This window comes from Nocardioides ultimimeridianus, from assembly GCF_054777895.1.
This window is the reverse complement of the sequence record NZ_BAAHAB010000002.1, coordinates 66,198-84,495: the sequence shown is the minus strand read 5'-3', so window position 1 is coordinate 84,495 and position 18,298 is coordinate 66,198. Positions and strand designations below refer to the sequence as shown.

Sequence of the window (18,298 nt, the reverse complement as noted above, 5' to 3'; positions counted from 1 at the left end):
GGTCAGGCGTGGGCGGCGACCGGGACGCTGCCGGCGCCGACCATCTCGTCGATGAACTCGACGATCGCGTCGAACGCGGCGCGCGCCTCGGGCAGGAACAGCGCCGCGTGGAAGACGTGGATGTCGGTCGGGTACAGCTGCAGCGCGTGCGGGACGCCCTGCTCGGCGAGGATCCCCGCGAACGCCACGGCCTGGCGGCGCAGGGTCTCCCGGGCGCCGGCCTGGATCAGGATCGGCGGCAGGGTCGGTCGGGCCGAGTGCATCGGCTGCGGCCGGCTCGTCGCGGTCCGCGACCACCGCGCCAGCGCTCGGATCGCGCGCGGGCTGAGGATCGCGCAGCCGGCGCGGCCGGGCTCCTCGGGGTCCAGCTCGAGCAGCGGCGAGAGCGCGACGACGGCCGCGGGGGCAGGGAGGCGCTCCTCCTGCAGCCGGGCGGCGAGCTGGATGCTCAGGTAGCCGCCGGCCGAGTCGCCCATCACGACGATGTCGGCGGGGGAGACACCCTCCCCCAGCAGGTGGCGGTACGCCGCCAGGGCGTCCTCGCCGGCCAGGTCGATCGAGTGCCGCGGGGCCTTGCGGTACTCGACCGCGAAGATCCGGGCGCCCGTGCGGCGGCCGAGGTCGGTGAGCAGGTGGCGGTGCAGGTGCCACCCGCCGACGATGAACGCGCCGCCGTGCAGGTAGAGGATCACGCGGCCGTTGTCCTCGCTGCCGGTGACCCACTGCGCGCGACAGTCCGGCAGCGCCACCTCGTCGAAGCGCGTGTCGGGGTGACGCGAGGTCAGCCGGCCGGCGTGGTCGGCGAGGCCGTAGGGCCACGGCAGGTCGGGGACGGTCGCCCATGCCTCGACGACCGGCTTGACCGTGCAGCGCAGCGCGAGACCGAGGGCGCGGGCCTGGAGGCTGGGTCGATCTCCGCGGATCACGGGAGAGCCCGGGTCGAGCGGATGCATCACATACCCCCAGTTATGTTCGGACGAGCGGATGTCAGTCTGCGGCCGCGAGACCCCGTCGTCAATCACCCGAACGGAGGGTCTTGGAGTCCGAACGGACGGATCCGGTTCACGCGCTGTTCAGCAGCGCGCGCAGCTGATCGACCAGCGAGGTGACCGGCAGGTCCGGGTCGAAGGCGCGCTGCACGCCGAGCCCGATGCCCAGCGCGAGCAGGTGGACGGCGGCGTCCGCTGCGGGCACCGGGAGGGTGATCCCGAGCTCGGCCGCCTGGAACTCCAGCAGTGCCGCCAGCCCCTCGGTGACGGTACGCCGCCGGGCGGCGAGCTCCCCGCTGATGCCGGGCACGCGGCGGGTGCTCGTCGCGAACTCGACCTCGAGCGCGGTCCAGCCGACGTCGCCGATGTTGCGCTCGGCCCAGTCGGCGAACGCGTCCACGCGTGCATCGGCCGTGGGCGCGGTCGCCACCGCCTCGGCGAGCGTCTGCGCCCGGGTGGCGTGCACGGCGTCGAGGACGGCCAGCCCGAGCTCGTGCTTGGTGGCGAAGTTCGAGTAGACGGCGCCCTTGGAGTAGCCCGCCTCGGCGGCGACCTTCTCCAGCGAGGTGGCGTTGTAGCCGTCGGCGAGGAAGAGCCGGAGCGCGGTCTCGACGAGCAGGGCGCGGGTCTGGGCGTGCGTCTCCTTGCGCGTCAGCCGGGCCATGGGGGCAAGAGTATCGGCATTGGCCTACCGTTGGAATCCAGATATCGCTAGTATCCGAGTTGTGACGACACGACGCGCCCTCGCCATCGGCTGTGGAGGCACCCTCGGCTTCGCCTGGACCGCGGTCGCCCTCCGCGAGATCGAGCGCCGCCTGGACTGGGACGCCCGCACCGCGTCGGTCCTGGTCGGGACCTCGGCCGGGGCGGAGATCGTGGCCGCCCTCGGCTCCGGCCGTACGCCGCAGGACCTGCTCGACGCGCTCGACGGCGTGCCCGGGGCCGACCCGGTCCTCGCCCGGCATGTCGCCGCCCACCCCGGCCACCTCCCGCCGGTGCCGTTCCCGGCGCTGCCCGCGCTCGGGCTGGTCCGCGCAGGCCTGGCCCGCCGCTCGGCGTACAGCACGGTGGCGGGGTTGCTGCCGCGCGGCCGGGGCGACGCCACCTGGCTTCGGGAGTACGGCGCTGCGCTGGCCGGCCCCGACGGGTGGACGACCCACCCGGCGACCTGGCTGGTCGCGGCCGACGCGGCGAGCGGGCAGCGGGTCGCGTTCGGGTCGCCCGACGCACCCCCTGCCGCCCTCGGCGACGCCGTCGCCGCGTCGTGGGGCATCCCGGGCTGGTTCCCGCCGGTCGCGATCGGGGGCCGGCGCTACGTCGACGGTGGCTCGGTCTCGTCGGTGTCGGCGGACCTACTGCTCGCGCACCCGATCGGGAGGGACCTCGACGAGGTGGTCGTGGTCGCCCCGATGACCACCGCGGGCGGAGTGCCCGCGCGCGGCGCCGACCGCCTCGAGCGCATCCTCCGGACCCGGATGACCGCGGGGCTGGACCGGGAGGTCGCCCGGCTCCGCGCCGCGGGGATCCGGGTGATCCGGGTCGAGCCGGGGCCCGAGGAGCTCGCCGCGATGGGCCCGAACTTCATGGACCTGCGCCGGCGCGAGGCCACCCTCGCCGCCGCCCGCACGGCGCTGCCCGCCCGGGTGGCCGCCGCCCTCGACGTACCCACAGGAGCACCGGCATGAGCCAGCCCGACATCCACCACGACGTGATCGTGATCGGCGCCGGCATCTCCGGCATCGCCGCGGCCATCAAGCTCCGCGAGGCGGGCGTCGACGACGTCGTGATCCTGGAGAGGGCCGACACCTACGGCGGCACCTGGCGCGCCAACACCTACCCGGGCTGCGCGTGCGACGTGCCCTCCGGCCTCTACTCCTTCTCCTTCGCGCCGAAGGCGGACTGGTCGCGGCTCTACGGCACCCAGCCCGAGATCCTGGAGTACGTCGACGGGGTGGCCCGCGCGCACGGCCTGGCCGAGATCACCCGGTTCGGGGTCGAGATGACCGGCGCGGCCTGGGACCCGGCCGCAGAGCGATGGGTCCTCGAGACCACCGCCGGCGAGTTGACCGCGCGCTTCGTGGTCGCGGCCGCCGGGCCCTGGAACGAGCCGAGGATCCCGGACGTGCCGGGCCTCACCGGCTTCCCCGGCGAGATCTTCCACTCGGCCCGCTGGAACCACGACTACGACCTGACCGGCAAGCGGGTCGCGGTGATCGGCACCGGCGCCTCCGCGGTGCAGTTCGTGCCTGAGATCCAGCCGCAGGTCGCCGAGCTGCACCTCTTCCAGCGCACCGCGCACTGGGTGCTGCCCAAGGTCGACCACGTCGTGCCCGGGGTCGAGAAGTGGGCGCTGGACCGGCTCCCGCTGGCGATGCGCGGCCTCAAGGGCGTCGAGTACGCCGCCATGGAGGCCGTCGGCGCCGCGTTCCACCGGCCCAAGCCGCTGATGCACGCGCTGCAGGCGGTCGGCCGCGCCTACCTGCGCGCGGCGGTGCGCGACGCGGAGCTGCGGGCCAAGCTGACGCCGACGTACCTGCTGGGGTGCAAGCGGATCCTGTTCTCCAACTCCTACCTGCAGTCGCTGACCCGGCCCAACGTCGCGGTGCACGCGACGGGGGTGTCGTCGGTCCGCGGGTCGACCGTGGTCGGCGCCGACGGCAGCGAGGCCGAGGTCGACGCGATCATCCTCGGCACCGGCTTCCACATCCTCGACATGCCCGTCGCCGACCTGGTCCGGGGCGCCGACGGCCGGACCCTGGCCGAGCACTGGGGCGGCTCGCCCGAGGCCTACCTGGGCACGACCGTCGCGGGGTTCCCGAACGCCTTCGTGGTGCTCGGCCCGAGCCTGGGCACCGGCCACAGCTCGGCCTTCACCATCGCCGAGGCGCAGGTGGCCCGCATCGTCGACGCGGTCGTCGCGGCCCGGCGGGAGGGCTGGTCGACCCTGGACACCCGCGTCGAGGCGCAGGCGGCGTACGTCGAGCAGGTGCAGGCCGCGCTCGCCGGTACGGCGTACAACGCCACCAGCTGCCACAGCTACTACATCGACGCCAACGGCCGGAACAGCTTCAGCTGGCCGTGGTCGACCGGGGAGCTGGTCCGCCGGGTCAGCCGCTTCGACCCCGCCGACTTCGAGATCACCGCCATCGAGCCGCAGGAGACCCACGCATGAGCCGCTTCGCCCCCCTGGACCTGGACGGCGCCCTGGTCGCGATCACCGGCGCCGCCCGTGGGATCGGGCTCGCCACCGCGCGGGCGTTCGTCGCCGCCGGCGCCCGGGTCGCGCTCGGCGACCTGGACGAGTCGCTGGCCGTCACCGCAGCCGCGTCCCTCGGCGGCGCGGCCTCCGGTCACGCCCTCGACGTCACCGACAAGCAGTCGTTCGCGAGCTTCCTCGCGGCGGCCGCGGCCCACCACGACGCGCCCCTCGCGGTGCTGGTCAACAACGCCGGGATCATGCCGAACGCGGCCTTCCTGGACCAGGCCGACGAGGTCGACCGGATGACCATGGACGTCAACGTCTTCGGCGTCATCCACGGCATGCGGCTCGCGCTGCCGCCGATGATCGAGCGCGGCCGCGGACACGTCGTCAACGTGGCCTCGCTCGCCGGGAAGTTCCCGCTCAAGGGCCTGGCCGTCTACAACGCCAGCAAGTACGCCGTCGTGGGCCTCACCGCCGCCACCCGGCTCGAGCTCGAGGGCACCGGGGTCTCGGTGTCCGCCGTGCTGCCGAGCGCGGTCCGCACCGAGCTCTCCTCGGGCATCGACCTCGGCGTGCTGCCGACCGTGGACCCCGAGGACATCGCGGCCGCGGTGGTCCGCTCGGTCGCCTCCCGCAAGGCCGAGATCGCCGTCCCGTCGTACGTCGGAATCGCGGCCAACGCCGCCCCGCTGGTGCCCGAGCGGCTGCTGGGCGTCGTCCGCCGGCTCGCCCACGACGACGCCGCCATCAGCCGCGTCGATGACAGCGTCCGCGACGCCTACCTGAAGCGGATCGGGGCCGAGCGCCGCTGATCGGGCGCCGCTCAGGCACCGCCGCTGACGTCGATGCCGCGGGGGTTCATCATCGGCCAGCTGTAGGTGCGGTCGACGAGGGTGTGCGAGCGGATCGTGTCCATCCGGAACCGGTCCAGGGGATACCCGCGGAAGGTGCACGAGTTCGGCACCGAGATGGCGACGGTCCCGCGTGGGCCGAGCCGCCACCGCGTCGACATGCCCGGGCAGCTCACGACCTGCCACGACCCGACGTTGTAGGAGATGAACAGGCGCTGCTGCTTGGCGCCGTCCTTCCACCACGTGCGGGCGCGCACGACGTATCCCTCGCCGTAGTGGCGCGCGGTCAGTTGGACGACCACGCCCCGGCGCACCACGTCGCGGATCGTGGTGACGGCGGCGAGCTGGGTACGGGTGTAGCTGAACGTCGTCGCGACGAGGTCGTACGCCGCCGCCACGTCGCCGGGCGGGTCGGTGACCGTCCGCGTGCCGGCCTGGGCCGCGGGCGCGATCGTGAGGACCAGTGCGGCGGCAGCGGTGGCGGCTCCGCGGGCGAGATGGCGCATCGTCACGTCGACCATGATCGCGGCCGCGGCGCCGCTGCGTGGCGAAATGGGTCGACGTCGAACCGCGTGCGCAGGGATGCGGGGTGTGGCACGCTGCGGTCCGTGTCCACCCCGACCGCCGTACTGGCCGCCCTCACCGCGGTCGTGGCGGTGGCGGACTGGACCGCGGTGGCCCGGGGCCGCAAGGACCTCGAGACCTGGCTCAAGCCCGCCACTCTCGCGCTGATGATCGCCGCCGTGGTCGCGGCCGGGGCGCTGCACCACACCGCGGGCGTCTGGCTCGTGGTCGCGCTGGTGCTCGGGATGATCGGTGACATCGCGCTGCTCGAGGACGCCGTCGAGTGGCGGTTCGTCGCCGGGCTGGCGGCCTTCCTGGTCGGTCACCTGGCGTATGTCGTCTGCTTCACCCGCGTGGGTCTCGAGAGCGGCGGCTGGTGGGTGGTCGGCGCCGTCGTCGTACTGGTCGCCTTCGTGGTCGCCCGTGGCGTGCTGCCGGCGGCGGTGCGCGAGGGCGGCCCGGGGCTGGGGGTGGCGGTGGCGGCGTACATGGGGGTGATCGGCGCGATGACCATCACCGGCTGGGCCACGGCGTCGCTGTGGATCGCGGGCGGGACGGCCGTGTTCGTCTGCAGCGACACCACCCTCGCGCTGAACAAGTTCGTTCGGCCGCTGTCGTGGGCCCGCCCGGCGATCATGGTGACCTACCACGTCGGTCAGGGGCTGATCGCGGCCGGCGTACTGATGCGCGTGACCACCTGATCCCGCTGATCCGGACTCAGAACAGCGTGCCGGTCGGCATGCCCTGGGGTGCGGGGACCAGGCGCTGCATCCGCGGGTCGGAGGCCGCGGCCAGCAGCTGCTTCTCGGAGAGGGGGCCGAGCGACGCGGAGGTGCCGTTGTTGCCGAAGGCCGTGCTGGCGAGCAGCGCGACGACGGTGCCGTCGCTGCGCTTCAGCTCGACGAGGATCCGATCGGTCGTCACCTCGATGAGGGCCGGCATGCCGGCGTGGGTGGTGTTCGGCCGCATCGGGACGTCGGCCACCCCGGCGAGGTCGGCGAACGAGCTGCCGACGCTGAACTGCAGCATCCCGCCGCCGTTCCAGTCGAGCTTGCTGCCGAACGCCGTGTCGCTGCCGGTGAAGCCGCTGAGCCGCCCCAGCAGCGTGCCGCTGGGATCGACGTGCTCGGCGATGACGGCCCGCCAGTCGGTCAGGGCGGTGCGCAGCCGCTGCTCGTCCGCGGCGCTCATCGTCGGGAACCCGAGGGGGGTGCGGTGGGCGGTGGGGTGGCGCGGCGCGGTGGCGGCCGACGTCGGACCCGCCGGCCCGCCGCCGGCGAAGCCGCTGGGGTCGGTGACGGTGTGCGCACCGGGTCGGGCGCCGACCCACACCGCACCGCCGATCACGGAGAGGGTCGCGACCGATCCTGCCGCCGCCACCAGCGCGGTACGCCGCCGCAGGGCGCGCCGGCCGCGGCGTACGTCGTCGGCGATGTCGACGACGGGGATGTCGATGAGATCGGTGAGGCGGTCGAGTTCGTTCACGGCTGGAGCTCCTGTTCGGCCAGCAGCTGCCGGAGTCGCCGCAGCGCCTCGGAGGTCTGGCTCTTGACGGTGCCCGGGGAGATCCCGAGCTCGATGGCGGTCTCCTCTGTCGACAGGCCCCACCAGTGCCGCAGGGCGACGACCCGGCGCTGCCCGGGGGCGAGGTCGCGCAGAGCGGTGAGGAGCGCGTTGCGCAGGTCGGTGTCCGGGAGGGTCACGGCGGGCTCGTACGCCGGGCTGCCGAGCACCTCGCGCCGCCGGGAGGGCCTGCGCGCGGCGTCGGTCGCGGCATTGACGAGCATGCGCCGCACGTAGGCGTCCACGCTCTGCGCGCGGGCCACCCGCGGCCAGTGCACATAGAGCTTGACCAGGACGTTCTGCACGAGGTCCTCGGCCTGGTGCGGGTCGCCGGTGAGCACGACGGCGGTCCGGTGCAGCAGCGGTCGCCGCGCGGCGACGTACTCACCGAACTCCGACCTGTCCGCCATCGCTACGCCTCTCCTCGGCAGGGTCCCGGGCATGGCCCCTCGACACTAGGACGCTCGCGAGCCGCGATCGGTTGGGTACGGCGATACTTCCGCCATGGCCCAGGTCCCGATCACCGACGACGACGCACCCCCGGGTGGCGGCTGCGGGCCGCGGCTGGCGGGGCTGATCATCGTCTTCTTCGTCAACGTCCCCCTGGTCAACGTGGGCTGGTCGCGGCTCTGGGACGTCGCGCCGGTGCTGCTCGTGGTCGCCCTGGTCGTGGACGCGTTCCTGGTGCTGCTGGTCGTGCTGTGGTGGCTGCGCCGCCGGGGTCACCCGGTCAGCGCGCAGGATCCTCCGGAGCCTCCGCGGGACTGACCGCCGCGAGGATCACCGGGTCCTCGCACGCCCGCGCCCACGCGGCGATCCGCGCCCGGATCTCGCGCCCGAGCAGCCAGGTCCCGATCCGGTCGGCGATCGGGCTCAGCCAGGCCGGCCGGGTGCGGAAGGTGTACTTCCACACCGCACGCGTGCCCGCGACCCCACCCCGGGACTCGGCCGTGAACCGCCAGCCGCCGCCGAAGGAGGCGAAGAACCACGGCCCCTCGAGCATGGTCATGCCGACGCTGGTGGGCGGGCGGTAGGCGGCGTACTGGCTCACCATCCGGGGCCCGATCCGCGACCGGGTCAGCACCCGCACCCCCTTGCCGGGGGCGTCGGCGTCGAGCAGCCGCTGGCTGCGGATGAAGGGGTCCCAGCGCAGCCGCAGCTCGCCGGTCGTCTGGGACACGGCGTAGGCGGTGTCGGTCGGGACCGGGACCCACACCTCGGCGACCACCTGGGGCATGACACCGAGGGTGCCAGACTGGCAGGCATGACCTCCCTCCATGACTTCTCCGCGGCCGGCATCGACGGGCAGCAGGTCGACCTCTCGGCGTACAAGGGCGACGTGGTGCTCGTGGTGAACACGGCCTCCAAGTGCGGCTTCACCCCGCAGTACGAGGGCCTGCAGAAGCTGCAGGAGACGTACGCCGACCAGGGGTTCACCGTTCTCGGCTTCCCGTGCGACCAGTTCGGCCACCAGGAGCCCGGGGACGAGGCGGAGATCGCCACCTTCTGCTCCACGAACTACGACGTCACCTTCCCGATGTTCGCCAAGATCGATGTGAACGGCTCGGACGCGCACCCGGTCTACGCGTGGCTGAAGAAGGAGCAGGGCGGCCTGCTCGGCGGCTCGATCAAGTGGAACTTCACCAAGTTCCTGGTCGGCCGCGACGGGCAGGTCATCGACCGCTTCGCGCCGACCACCACGCCCGAGAAGATCGCCGGCGACATCGAGAAGGCGCTCGGCTGACCGTGACCCCGTTCCTCGTCCTGGGCGTGGCGGGCCTGCTCGTCCTCCTCGCCTCGTTCGTCATCGGCGACCACGTCGACTCCGCGTTCAGCGCGCTGGAGGCCGATTGGCTCTCGACGGCAGCGCTCGGCGGGTTCGTCTCGGCCTTCGGCTTCGGCGGCGCGATCGCCGACGGCGCCGGCGCGCCGGGCGTGGTCTCGGTGGCCGTCGGCGTGGTCGCCGGCGGGCTGGTCGGCTGGCTCGCGTGGTGGCTGACCCGGCTGCTCAAGAACGGTCCCAGCGACGGGACGGTGTCAGTCAGCGACAGTGTGGGTATGACCGCTCGCGTGATCACCGCCATCCCCGCCCAGGGGTACGGCGTGGTGCGCGTCGTGGTCGGTGGGCATCCGCTCCAGCTCAACGCCAGCGCGCTCGCGCCGATCGAGTCCGGCACCGAGGTGCACGTCACCGGGGTGCTGTCGCCGACGGCGGTCAGCGTCACCGAGGTCTGGCAGCCGCCGGCCCTTCCCGAGCAGTCCTGAGCCCCTTCCGCCCGAACCGAGAGTCGCATGCCCATGACCACCGTCCTGCTGCCGATCGCCGGCATCGTCGTCCTGCTGGTCCTCCTCGTGCTGCTGGTCACCAGCCGCTACAAGGTGGCCGGTCCCAACCAGGCGTTCATCGTCACCGGCCGCAAGGGCAAGGCCGTGATCAACCCGGAGACCGGCGAGCTCACCACCGACCTGTCCGGCCAGAAGGTCGTGCTCGGCGGCGGCGTCTTCGTGATCCCGTTCGTCCAGAAGCTCGCCACGATGGACCTCTCGAGCCGGCGGATCTCGGTCCAGATCCGGGGCGCGGTCTCCGGACAGGGCATCAAGCTCAACCTCGACGGCGTCGCGATCGTCAAGGTCGGCGGCAACGCCGACCAGATCCGCCTGTCCGCGCAGCGCTTCCTGTCCCAGCAGGGCGACATGGAGACCTTCACCCAGGAGGTCCTCGCGGGTGCGCTCCGCTCGATCGTGGGCGGCCTGACCGTGGAGCAGATCATCCGCGACCGCGCGGCCTTCGCCCAGCGCGTGGCCGACGAGTCGGAGAGCTCGCTGACCGGGCAGGGCCTGATCCTGGACGCCTTCCAGATCCAGGACGTCACCGATGACGGCAGCTACCTGGCCGACCTCGGCCGCCCCGAGGCCGCCCGCGCCAGCCAGGCCGCGCGGATCGCCGAGGCCAACGCCCGTCAGGCGGCCGAGCAGGCCCAGATCGCCGCGGAGCAGGAGATCGCCATCTCCCAGCGCACGCTCGCGCTCAAGCAGGCCGAGATCAAGGCCGAGACCGACGCGGCGTCCGCGCAGGCCGCCGCCGCGGGTCCGCTCGCCCAGGCCGAGCGGGACCAGGCGATCCTGGCCGAGCAGGAGAAGGTCGCCGTCCAGCAGGCCGCGCTGACCGAGCGTCAGCTCGAGACGCAGGTCCGCAAGCCCGCCGACGCCGAGCGCTACCGCGTGGAGCAGGAGGCCGAGGGCCGGCGTACCGCCGAGATCGCCGCCGCCGACGCCCGCAAGGCCGCCACCATCGCCGCCGCGCAGGCCAAGGCCGAGGAGACCCGGCTCAGCGGTGAGGCGGAGAAGGCCCGCCGTGCCGCGCTCGCCGAGGCGGAGGCCATCGAGGGTGCCAAGAAGGGTGAGGCCGAGAAGGCGCGTCGTGTCGCGGAGGCGGAGGCGACCGAGGCGGAGGGCGCCGCGCAGGCGTCGTCCACTCTCGCCGTCGGCCAGGCCGAGGCCGAGGCGATGGACAAGCGCGCGGCGGCGTTCGCCCACTACAACGAGGCCGCGGTGCTGCAGATGCTGATCGAGGTGCTCCCGCAGATCGCGCGCGAGGTCGCCTCGCCCATCGCGGCGATCGACCAGCTCACGGTCCTGTCCACCGACGGCGCCGGGGCGCTGCCGCAGCAGGTGACCACCAACGTCGCGCAGACGCTGCAGATGATGAAGACCGCGACCGGGCTGGACCTCGAGGCGATGATCAAGCAGTCCGTGGGGCGGGTGACCGAGGGTGGGAAGCCGGCTGCGGTGGCGCCCGCGGGCGACGCCTGACCGACTTTACAAATACAAGCCTCTTGTCAAAGGGCTTTACAACTCCTATCGTTCTGTCAATCCGCACGGAAGGCAGAGGGTTCGATGGAGAACGCGAGCGCCGGGTTCAGCCCGGAAGGTTTCGGACAGACGGTCGACGAGAGCACCACCGGTGCGTGGAAGGACAAGAAGCGCTATCTGTGGCTGTGGGGCCTGATGGTTCCCGGCTTCGGGATCATGTTCGCCCTGGCGTACGTCGCCTCGGGAGGGTGGTGGGGCTTCACGCTGGTGGCGCCCTTCCTGATCAACTTCGCCATCCCGCTGCTCGACCTGAGCTTCGGCCTCGACGGCAGCAATCCGCCGGACGAGGTGATCGAGGCGCTCGAGAACGACAAGTACTACCGGTACGTCGTCTTCGCCTTCATCCCGCTGATGTTCCTGATCTTCTTCGCCGGCTACGCGATCATCGACGGCGTCAACCCGTTCGCCTGGATCCTGACCCACGTCGGTCTGGGTGACTGGGGACAGGCGCACCTGAGCGCGAACCTGATGGCCGCGCACCTCGACCTGCCCTGGTGGCACAAGGCGCTGTGGGCCCTGTCGATCGCCGGCGTCGTCGGCATCGGCATCAACACCGCGCACGAGCTCGGCCACAAGCGCGAGTCGGTCGAGCGCTGGCTCGCGCGGATCACCCTCGCGCCGACGTTCTACGGCCACTTCTACATCGAGCACAACCGTGGCCACCACGTGCGCGTCGCGACCCCGGAGGACCCGGCGTCCTCGCGCCTGGGCGAGAACATCTACCAGTTCTGGCCGCGCACCGTCTTCGGCTCCCTGAAGAGCTCGTGGGAGGTCGAGGCCAAGCGCTACCGGCGCAAGGGCACCCACCCGTTCCACGTGGGCAACGACGTCCTCAACGCCTGGGCGATGTCGGTCGTCCTGTACGCCGTGGTCGTCGCGATCTACGGCTGGGACGTCGCGCCGTACTTCCCGATCACGATCGTCTTCGGCTTCTCCCTGCTCGAGATCATCAACTACCTCGAGCACTACGGGCTCAAGCGGCAGAAGGTCGGCGAGAAGCAGCGCTACGAGCGGGTGCTGCCGATGCACAGCTGGAACAGCAACAACCTCGTCACCAACATCTTCCTCTACCACCTGCAGCGCCACAGCGACCACCACGCGAACCCGACCCGGCGCTACCAGGCGCTGCGCGACTTCAAGGAGTCGCCCGCGCTGCCGACGGGGTACGCCGGCATGCTGACCCTCGCGCTCATCCCGCCGCTGTGGCGCAAGGTCATGGACCACCGCGTCGTCGAGCACTTCGACGGTGACGTCACCCTGGCCAACATCAAGCCGGGCAAGGAGGCGAAGTACCTCGCCAAGTTCCCGCCGCCCAGCGAGCACCACCTCAGGACCGAGGACCTGTTCGCGCAGAAGTTCACCGGCGAGGTGCTGGCGGCACGGTGCCCCGGCTGTGGTTATGTCTACGAGGTCGCCGCGGGCGACGAGCACCAGGGCTTCGCGGCCGGCACCGCCTGGGCCGACATCCCCGAGGACTGGTTCTGTCCCGACTGCGGCGTCCGCGACAAGATCGACTTCGTCCCGTTCGACCCCGACCAGATCGGCAACAAGGTGGGTGCCTGATGAAGATCACCGCGGACCTCGACAAGTGCGAGGGGCTCGGCATGTGCGAGTCGATGGCCAACGACTTCTTCGAGGTCGACGAGGACACCGACCAGGTCCACATCCTCAACGACAGCCCGGATGAGGCCGACCGCGCCCACGTGTACGCCGCGGTGCAGGCCTGCCCGGTACTGGCGCTGACCCTGTCGGACTGAGTCCGTGACGCACGTGGACCCCGCGCCGACGTACCTCGCACAGCCGGCCCCCCTGCGGGACCGGCTGTGCGAGGCCGCCGTGCAGCTGCTCACCACCCAGGGCTGGGGCCGCGTCACCATGGGCCGACTGGCCGACCTGGTCGGGGTGAGCCGGCAGACGGTCTACAACGAGATCGGCACCAAGAACGACCTGGCCGAAGTGCTGGTCCTCCGCGAGCTCGACCTGTTCCTGGCGGGTGTGACGCGCTCGTTCGACGAGAACCCCGACGACGTGGTCGAGGCGGTGCGGGCCGCGGTGCGCCGGGTCCTGAAGTACGCCACCGACAACGCGCTGCTGCACGCGGTCGTCTCGGCCAACCACGGCGCCGACACCGAGCTGCTGCCGCTGCTGACCACGAACAGCGCCAGCCTGCTCGACGGCGCCACGTTCGCGGTCAAGACCCGGGTCAAGGAGTACGACCTGGCCCTCACCGAGGCCCAGGTCGACGCGTGCGTGGACCTGATCGTGCGGCTCGTGCTCAGCCATGTCATGCAGCCCGGCGGCGACCCGGCGGACGTCGCGGACCAGATCGCCTGGGTCACGTCGAGGGTCATCGGCTGATCGGTCGTTCCTCCGCGGCGTTAGAGTGCAGCGTTTATCCTGGCGGGGGAGGGAATCACATGTTCGACGCGCGTCGCCGCGTGGGGGCAGCGTGCTTGGTCGCGCTGGCCTGCGCCAGCCTGCTCGCAGGCTGTGGTGGCGCGTCCGGCGACGCCGCGGACCCGAGCAACGCCTCCCAGACCACCCCGATCAAGAACGCCGTCGACCCGACCCACGCCGTCGGTGCGCCCGGGAAGTGGAACGGCAAGCTGTACGGCGCCGACCTGCTGGTCGTCGGCGAGCAGTCGCTCCCGCCGGACCTGGTGCGGCGGATCAAGAGGATCCGCGTCGGCACGGGCAAGCAGAAGGTGCGCGGGGTCGCGGTCGACGTACCGCTCTCCATCGGGCAGTTCGCGATGGAGAACCACCTCTACAACGTGGCCGCGGTCGACCCGGCGGCGTACCGCGACTTCACCGGGCAGCGCAGCGCCGCCTGGCAGGACCAGTGGAACCGGGTCGCCGGCGGTGAGATCGCGGTGGCCGACAAGCTCGACGGCACGATCCCGGTCGACAAGTCCGGGTACGTCGCCATCGGCTCGGGCCGCGACACCCAGAACATCCACGTGGGCGCCTGGTCGCCCTCGACGGTGCTCGGTGTCGACGCGATCGTGAACGAGAAGTGGGGTCAGGCCCTCGGCCTGCAGCAGGACAACGCGCTGCTCATCAACACCGGGTTCGCCTCCCCGCAGCAGGTCCGCAAGCAGATCGAGAAGATCAACGGCGACCTGTCGGTCACGGCCATGGACGCCGTGGCGCGCTTCGGCATCGACCCGAAGGCGGTGCAGAACGTCCAGTTCGTCGGCTCCTACAGCCAGGCCGTCGGGCTCTACCGCTACACCGCGATCGGCGGCGGCCGGGTGGCGCCGGACCCGGCCTGGGTCGCCTCGCACATCGAGACCCGGGTGATGCCGATCATCGGTGCGATGACCTGCAACAAGTACATCTTCCCCCAGCTCCAGGCGGCGCTGCGCGAGATCCAGGCGCGCGGTCTCGCGGCCAAGATCACCAACTACGCCGGCTGCTACGTCCCCCGCTTCATCGCCGGCACGACCACGCTGTCCAACCACGCGTTCGGGCTCGCCTTCGACATCGACCCCGCGGACAACGCGCGGGGGACCGTCGGCCAGATGGACCGCGGCGTGGTCCAGGTCTTCGAGCGGTGGGGGTTCACCTGGGGTGGGACCTGGCGCTACACCGATCCCATGCACTTCGAGCTGAACCGGATCGTGGCGCCCAGCTGAGAACCCTGACAGTGTCACTGTCACGGTTGTGCCATGATCGGCCCCATGACGTATGAGCTGGGTCGTGGGACGGGTCCGCTGGCGGGCATCAAGGTGGTCGAGATCGCGGGGATCGGGCCGAGCCCGCACGCGTGCATGATCCTGGCCGACCTCGGCGCCGACGTGATCCGCGTCGAGCGTCCGGGCGGCCAGCTGCTGACCGGCGGCTCGCACGACCTGCTCAACCGCGGCCGTCCCAGCGTCGCGCTCAACCTGAAGGACCCCAAGGCCGTGGCGACCGTCCTGGACCTGGTCGCGACCGCCGACGTCCTGGTCGAGGGCATGCGTCCCGGTGTGGCCGAGCGCCTCGGCTTCGGCCCGGAGGCCTGCCACGAGCGCAACCCGGGCCTGGTCTTCGCCCGGATGACCGGGTGGGGCCAGGACGGCCCCTGGGCGCAGGCGGCCGGCCACGACATGAACTACATCGCCATCACCGGCACCCTGCACGGGCTGGGCCAGGTCAAGGAGAAGCCGCAGTTCCCGGCCAACCTGGTGGGCGACTTCGGCGGCGGATCGACGTACCTGGTCATCGGGATCCTGGCCGCGCTTCTGGAGTCCAAGATCTCCGGCAAGGGCCAGGTGGTGGACGCGGCGATCGTCGACGGCACCGCCAACCTCAACGCCATGACCGCGGCCTTCCTGGCCGGTGGGGGGTTCAAGGAGGAGCGGGTCAGCAACCTGCTCGACGGCGGGGCGCCGTACTACGACATCTACGAGACCGCCGACGGCGAGCACATGTCCGTGGGCGCGCTGGAGCCGCAGTTCTACGACCTGTTCATCGAGCTGCTCGGCATCAAGGACACCGCTCCGGACCGCTTCGACGCCTCGAAGGGCGACGAGCTGCGCGACCTGATCGCGACCACCTTCCGGCAGCGGACGCGGGACGAGTGGGCGGCGATCTTCGACGGCACCGACGCCTGCGTGGTGCCGATCCTCAAGCTGAGCGAGGCGCCCGAGCACCCGCACATGAAGGCGCGCGAGGTCTTCGTCGAGCACGAGGGCATCCTCCAGCCGCAGCCCGCTCCGCGCTTCTCCCGTACGACGGCCACGCTCTCCCTGCCGCCCGCCGCCGGTCCCGGCGTCCACACCCGTGAGGCGCTGACCGCCTGGGGCATCGAGGACGTCGACGGGCTGATCGCCTCGGGTGCTGCGGTCCAGCTGGACTGATGTGACCGGGGTCGCCCGCTCGAGGATTCGGGCGGGCGACCTCGGTACTCGTAGACTCGTCAACTGTCCGGCCAGTCTTGCCCCGGACCTGCGCGGCCCCTGTGGTCGCGCCCCTCAGACACTTGAGGCCGCTTCACTCGATCCCGTCGCCGACGGGACAGCACGGCGAGACGCCGACCGAGAGAAACCTCGTGCCCAACACCTTCGCCGAACTCGGCGTGCCCTCGATGCTGCTCACCGTCCTGGACGCTGACGGCATCACCATCCCCACCCCGATCCAGTCCGCGACCCTGCCGGACTCCCTGGCCGGCCGCGACGTCCTCGGCCGCGGCCGCACCGGATCGGGCAAGACCTATGCCTTCGGCATCCCGCTGGTGGCCCGGCTCGCCGGCGGCCGCAAGGCGGTCTCCACCAAGCCGCGTGCGCTGGTGCTGGCCCCGACCCGTGAGCTCGCCTCGCAGATCGCGGCCACCATCACCCCGCTGGCCAAGGCCGCCGGGCTGAAGACCACCACCGTCTTCGGCGGCGTCGGCCAGAACCCGCAGGTCGTCGCGCTGCGCGGCGGCGTCGACATCCTCATCGCCTGCCCCGGCCGGCTCGAGGACCTCATCGGCCAGGGCCACTGCAGCCTCGCCGACGTCGAGGTCACCGTCCTGGACGAGGCCGACCACATGGCCGACCTGGGCTTCCTGCCCGCCGTGCGCCGGCTGCTCGACAAGACCCCGGCCGACGGGCAGCGGATGCTGTTCTCCGCGACGCTGGACGGCGCCATCGACGTACTGGTCAAGCGGTTCCTGTCCAACCCGGCCATCCACGAGGCTGACTCGGCCCAGTCGCCGGTCGCCAAGATGGACCACCACGTGCTGCACGTCAGCCGTGACGGCCGGCTGCCGGTGCTGCTCGACCTGGTCAGCGCCCCCGGGCGCACGGTCGTCTTCACCCGCACCAAGCGCGGCGCGAAGACGCTGGCCCGCCAGCTCAACAGCAACGGGGTCCCGGCGGTCGACCTGCACGGCAACCTGAGCCAGGGCGCGCGCACCCGCAACATGGACGCGTTCCACTCCGGTCAGGCCACCACGCTGGTCGCCACCGACATCGCCGCGCGCGGCATCCACGTCGACGACGTGGCCCTCGTGGTCCACGCCGACCCGCCGGCCGAGCACAAGGCCTATCTGCACCGCTCGGGCCGTACGGCGCGCGCCGGTGCCGCGGGCACCGTCATCACGCTGATGACCCAGGACCAGATCGGCGACGTCCGCGCGCTCACCCGCGCCGCGGGCATCAAGGCCACCACGACCAAGGTCGACGGCCCGGCCCACCCGCTGCTGCAGGAGCTCGCCCCCGGCGAGCGCTCCCGCCCCGGCGGCCTCGCGGTGACCGAGCCCCAGCCGCAGACGCCGTCGCAGCGGTCGGGTGGCGGTCGCTCCAAGCCGCGCGTCAAGAAGCCCGCGCAGCAGCAGCGCTCGCAGGGCGGTCGTCCCGCGCAGTCGCAGCAGGGTGGCAAGGGCGGTGGCCAGGGTGGCCAGGCCAAGTCCTCCACCGGCGGTACGCCGAAGGCCGGCTCGGGCCGCAACCGCAACCGTCGCGGCGGTTCCGGTGGTGGTTCGGCCAGCAGCTCGAGCAGCGGCGGCAGCCGCCACAGCGCTGCGTCCTTCAGCGGCCGTCGCTAGCCCGGGCGTCAGCGCCGCGGGGACCTCGCGGCGCGCGCCACGGCCGACTCGTAGGCGGTCACCAGACCGCCCACGGACAGCGGCTTGAGCCGCTCCATGACCTCGCGCAGGTGCTCGGAGCTGTGGTCGTCGTACAGCGGGAGCAGCTTCTCCTGCAGCATGTCGAACAGCTCCTTGGCCATCTGCTCGCCGTGCTCGCGGTAGATGGCCGCGGCGTCCGCGGCGACCTCGCGCGGGAAGCCGAGCTCGAGAAGCCGTACGCCGATGGCCAGCTGGTTGCTCGCGACGAGGTACGACGAGCCGCGGGTCCGCAGCACGCCGAGGGAGTAGAGCGTGGCGAGGTCCTCGTCGTCCAGCGCCCGGCCGGCCTTGGCCTCCAGCTGGCTGCGTGACATCTCGACGGGGAGGTCGGACTGCCAGGGCGCGAGCATGGTGCGGGCCAGGGCGATGTCGTCGGGCGTGGCGTCGTCGGCGATGCCGGCGACGTACTTCTCGATCGCGGCCAGGGTGAAGCCGTGGCTCTGCAGCTCCAGGACGAGCTCGAGCCGCGCCACGTGCCCCTCGTCGTAGTAGCCGGCCCGGCCCTTGCGGATCGGCGGCGGGATCAGCCCGCGGGAGGCGTAGAAGCGCACGGTCCGCACGCTGAGGCCGAGCCGCTCGGTGAGCTCCGGGAGCGTGAGCAGGGTGTTGTCCATGTCTCGTTCACCACCTTCCGCCTTGACCATGACAGTAATAGTGTCAC

The 18,298-nt window shown here is 72.0% G+C and carries 21 protein-coding genes; 14 read left to right on the top strand and 7 right to left on the bottom strand.

Annotated features, from left to right (window positions below; all coding sequences use genetic code 11):
• Nucleotides 1-2: 2 nt before the first annotated feature.
• Both ACYU8V_RS00420 and ACYU8V_RS00415 read right to left on the bottom strand, forming a co-directional pair.
• Nucleotides 3-953: an alpha/beta hydrolase gene (locus tag ACYU8V_RS00420; protein WP_460844404.1), complete on the bottom strand. Its 951-nt coding sequence runs from the start codon at nt 951-953 to the stop codon at nt 3-5.
• A 109-nt stretch (nt 954-1,062) separates the two neighbouring features.
• Nucleotides 1,063-1,653 carry a TetR/AcrR family transcriptional regulator gene (locus tag ACYU8V_RS00415; protein ID WP_460844401.1) on the bottom strand — a complete coding sequence of 197 codons (591 nt, stop codon included), beginning with the start codon at nt 1,651-1,653 and terminating at the stop codon, nt 1,063-1,065.
• Between the two features lie 61 nt (nt 1,654-1,714).
• On the opposite strand from ACYU8V_RS00415, the gene ACYU8V_RS00410 reads away from it, so the two are divergent.
• Genes ACYU8V_RS00410 through ACYU8V_RS00400 form a run of 3 tightly spaced genes read left to right on the top strand, consistent with a single transcriptional unit; the run spans nt 1,715 to nt 5,003 of the window.
• A complete protein-coding gene (locus tag ACYU8V_RS00410) occupies nt 1,715-2,674 on the top strand; it encodes a patatin-like phospholipase family protein (RefSeq protein WP_460844398.1) in 960 nt (319 codons plus the stop codon).
• Entirely contained in the window at nt 2,671-4,161 is a 1,491-nt protein-coding gene (locus tag ACYU8V_RS00405; RefSeq protein ID WP_460844396.1) for a flavin-containing monooxygenase, read from the top strand. Before ACYU8V_RS00410 ends, ACYU8V_RS00405 begins: the two co-directional genes overlap by 4 nt.
• Complete coding sequence (locus ACYU8V_RS00400; RefSeq protein ID WP_460844394.1) at nt 4,158-5,003, top strand: SDR family oxidoreductase; 846 nt, start codon at nt 4,158-4,160, stop codon at nt 5,001-5,003. Before ACYU8V_RS00405 ends, ACYU8V_RS00400 begins: the two co-directional genes overlap by 4 nt.
• 11 nt (nt 5,004-5,014) lie before the next feature.
• On the opposite strand, the gene ACYU8V_RS00395 is transcribed toward ACYU8V_RS00400, so the two are convergent.
• Nucleotides 5,015-5,554, bottom strand: a complete 540-nt coding sequence (locus ACYU8V_RS00395) for a hypothetical protein (protein WP_460844391.1) — start codon at nt 5,552-5,554, stop codon at nt 5,015-5,017.
• 96 nt (nt 5,555-5,650) lie between these two features.
• Here ACYU8V_RS00395 and ACYU8V_RS00390 point away from each other — a divergent pair, with 96 nt between their 5' ends.
• Entirely contained in the window at nt 5,651-6,307 is a 657-nt protein-coding gene (locus ACYU8V_RS00390; RefSeq protein WP_460844388.1) for a lysoplasmalogenase, read from the top strand.
• 16 nt (nt 6,308-6,323) lie between these two features.
• Here ACYU8V_RS00390 and ACYU8V_RS00385 read toward each other — a convergent pair whose 3' ends face one another.
• Both ACYU8V_RS00385 and ACYU8V_RS00380 read right to left on the bottom strand, forming a co-directional pair.
• Nucleotides 6,324-7,091 (bottom strand): hypothetical protein, encoded by a 768-nt coding sequence (locus ACYU8V_RS00385; RefSeq protein ID WP_460844385.1) that lies wholly within the window; start codon nt 7,089-7,091, stop codon nt 6,324-6,326.
• Nucleotides 7,088-7,579, bottom strand: coding sequence for a SigE family RNA polymerase sigma factor (locus ACYU8V_RS00380; protein ID WP_460844382.1), 492 nt, complete (start codon nt 7,577-7,579; stop codon nt 7,088-7,090). Before ACYU8V_RS00380 ends, ACYU8V_RS00385 begins: the two co-directional genes overlap by 4 nt.
• A 94-nt stretch (nt 7,580-7,673) precedes the next feature.
• Here ACYU8V_RS00380 and ACYU8V_RS00375 point away from each other — a divergent pair, with 94 nt between their 5' ends.
• Complete coding sequence (locus ACYU8V_RS00375) at nt 7,674-7,937, top strand: hypothetical protein (protein WP_460844379.1); 264 nt, start codon at nt 7,674-7,676, stop codon at nt 7,935-7,937.
• Here ACYU8V_RS00375 and ACYU8V_RS00370 read toward each other — a convergent pair.
• Complete coding sequence (locus ACYU8V_RS00370; protein ID WP_460844378.1) at nt 7,900-8,406, bottom strand: SRPBCC family protein; 507 nt, start codon at nt 8,404-8,406, stop codon at nt 7,900-7,902. The two genes, ACYU8V_RS00375 and ACYU8V_RS00370, sit on opposite strands and share 38 nt — an antisense overlap.
• A 27-nt stretch (nt 8,407-8,433) precedes the next feature.
• Here ACYU8V_RS00370 and ACYU8V_RS00365 point away from each other — a divergent pair, with 27 nt between their 5' ends.
• The 9 genes from ACYU8V_RS00365 (at nt 8,434) to ACYU8V_RS00325 (ending at nt 17,556) form a co-directional block, all read left to right on the top strand.
• The gene (locus tag ACYU8V_RS00365; protein WP_460844376.1) at nt 8,434-8,913 is read left to right on the top strand and encodes a glutathione peroxidase; all 480 of its coding nucleotides are present in this window, start codon (nt 8,434-8,436) and stop codon (nt 8,911-8,913) included.
• A gap of 2 nt (nt 8,914-8,915) precedes the next feature.
• Nucleotides 8,916-9,434: a hypothetical protein gene (locus ACYU8V_RS00360; protein WP_460844374.1), complete on the top strand. Its 519-nt coding sequence runs from the start codon at nt 8,916-8,918 to the stop codon at nt 9,432-9,434.
• Between the two features lie 33 nt (nt 9,435-9,467).
• Nucleotides 9,468-10,982, top strand: coding sequence for a flotillin family protein (locus ACYU8V_RS00355; protein ID WP_460844371.1), 1,515 nt, complete (start codon nt 9,468-9,470; stop codon nt 10,980-10,982).
• A gap of 84 nt (nt 10,983-11,066) precedes the next feature.
• On the top strand, nt 11,067-12,605 hold the full coding sequence (locus tag ACYU8V_RS00350) for a fatty acid desaturase (protein ID WP_460844368.1): 1,539 nt from the start codon (nt 11,067-11,069) through the stop codon (nt 12,603-12,605).
• Nucleotides 12,605-12,799 (top strand): ferredoxin, encoded by a 195-nt coding sequence (locus ACYU8V_RS00345; RefSeq protein WP_460844364.1) that lies wholly within the window; start codon nt 12,605-12,607, stop codon nt 12,797-12,799. The genes ACYU8V_RS00350 and ACYU8V_RS00345 overlap by 1 nt, the downstream gene beginning before the upstream one ends.
• 4 nt (nt 12,800-12,803) lie before the next feature.
• Nucleotides 12,804-13,400 carry a TetR family transcriptional regulator gene (locus tag ACYU8V_RS00340; RefSeq protein ID WP_460844362.1) on the top strand — a complete coding sequence of 199 codons (597 nt, stop codon included), beginning with the start codon at nt 12,804-12,806 and terminating at the stop codon, nt 13,398-13,400.
• Between the two features lie 59 nt (nt 13,401-13,459).
• The gene (locus ACYU8V_RS00335) at nt 13,460-14,680 is read left to right on the top strand and encodes a M15 family metallopeptidase (protein ID WP_460844360.1); all 1,221 of its coding nucleotides are present in this window, start codon (nt 13,460-13,462) and stop codon (nt 14,678-14,680) included.
• Nucleotides 14,681-14,725: 45 nt separating this feature from the next.
• Nucleotides 14,726-15,886, top strand: a complete 1,161-nt coding sequence (locus ACYU8V_RS00330; RefSeq protein ID WP_460844358.1) for a CaiB/BaiF CoA transferase family protein — start codon at nt 14,726-14,728, stop codon at nt 15,884-15,886.
• A 191-nt stretch (nt 15,887-16,077) separates the two neighbouring features.
• The gene (locus tag ACYU8V_RS00325; protein WP_460844356.1) at nt 16,078-17,556 is read left to right on the top strand and encodes a DEAD/DEAH box helicase; all 1,479 of its coding nucleotides are present in this window, start codon (nt 16,078-16,080) and stop codon (nt 17,554-17,556) included.
• A gap of 8 nt (nt 17,557-17,564) precedes the next feature.
• Here the strand turns inward: ACYU8V_RS00325 and ACYU8V_RS00320 are convergent, their stop codons facing one another.
• The gene (locus ACYU8V_RS00320) at nt 17,565-18,251 is read right to left on the bottom strand and encodes a MerR family transcriptional regulator (RefSeq protein ID WP_460844354.1); all 687 of its coding nucleotides are present in this window, start codon (nt 18,249-18,251) and stop codon (nt 17,565-17,567) included.
• Between the last annotated feature and the right edge of the window lie 47 nt (nt 18,252-18,298).

What these genes read in the sequence shown, in the direction of transcription:
- ACYU8V_RS00365 (WP_460844376.1), top strand. Translation starts at nt 8,434, where the DNA reads ATGACCTCCCTCCATGACTTCTCCGCGGCCGGCATCGACGGGCAGCAG.
- ACYU8V_RS00345 (WP_460844364.1), top strand. Translation starts at nt 12,605, where the DNA reads ATGAAGATCACCGCGGACCTCGACAAGTGCGAGGGGCTCGGCATGTGC.
- ACYU8V_RS00400 (WP_460844394.1), top strand. Translation starts at nt 4,158, where the DNA reads ATGAGCCGCTTCGCCCCCCTGGACCTGGACGGCGCCCTGGTCGCGATC.
- ACYU8V_RS00415 (WP_460844401.1), bottom strand. Translation starts at nt 1,653, where the DNA reads ATGGCCCGGCTGACGCGCAAGGAGACGCACGCCCAGACCCGCGCCCTG.
- ACYU8V_RS00350 (WP_460844368.1), top strand. Translation starts at nt 11,067, where the DNA reads ATGGAGAACGCGAGCGCCGGGTTCAGCCCGGAAGGTTTCGGACAGACG.
- ACYU8V_RS00405 (WP_460844396.1), top strand. Translation starts at nt 2,671, where the DNA reads ATGAGCCAGCCCGACATCCACCACGACGTGATCGTGATCGGCGCCGGC.
- ACYU8V_RS00335 (WP_460844360.1), top strand. Translation starts at nt 13,460, where the DNA reads ATGTTCGACGCGCGTCGCCGCGTGGGGGCAGCGTGCTTGGTCGCGCTG.
- ACYU8V_RS00370 (WP_460844378.1), bottom strand. Translation starts at nt 8,406, where the DNA reads ATGCCCCAGGTGGTCGCCGAGGTGTGGGTCCCGGTCCCGACCGACACC.
- ACYU8V_RS00375 (WP_460844379.1), top strand. Translation starts at nt 7,674, where the DNA reads ATGGCCCAGGTCCCGATCACCGACGACGACGCACCCCCGGGTGGCGGC.
- ACYU8V_RS00380 (WP_460844382.1), bottom strand. Translation starts at nt 7,579, where the DNA reads ATGGCGGACAGGTCGGAGTTCGGTGAGTACGTCGCCGCGCGGCGACCG.
- ACYU8V_RS00330 (WP_460844358.1), top strand. Translation starts at nt 14,726, where the DNA reads ATGACGTATGAGCTGGGTCGTGGGACGGGTCCGCTGGCGGGCATCAAG.
- ACYU8V_RS00420 (WP_460844404.1), bottom strand. Translation starts at nt 953, where the DNA reads ATGCATCCGCTCGACCCGGGCTCTCCCGTGATCCGCGGAGATCGACCC.
- ACYU8V_RS00355 (WP_460844371.1), top strand. Translation starts at nt 9,468, where the DNA reads ATGACCACCGTCCTGCTGCCGATCGCCGGCATCGTCGTCCTGCTGGTC.
- ACYU8V_RS00320 (WP_460844354.1), bottom strand. Translation starts at nt 18,251, where the DNA reads ATGGACAACACCCTGCTCACGCTCCCGGAGCTCACCGAGCGGCTCGGC.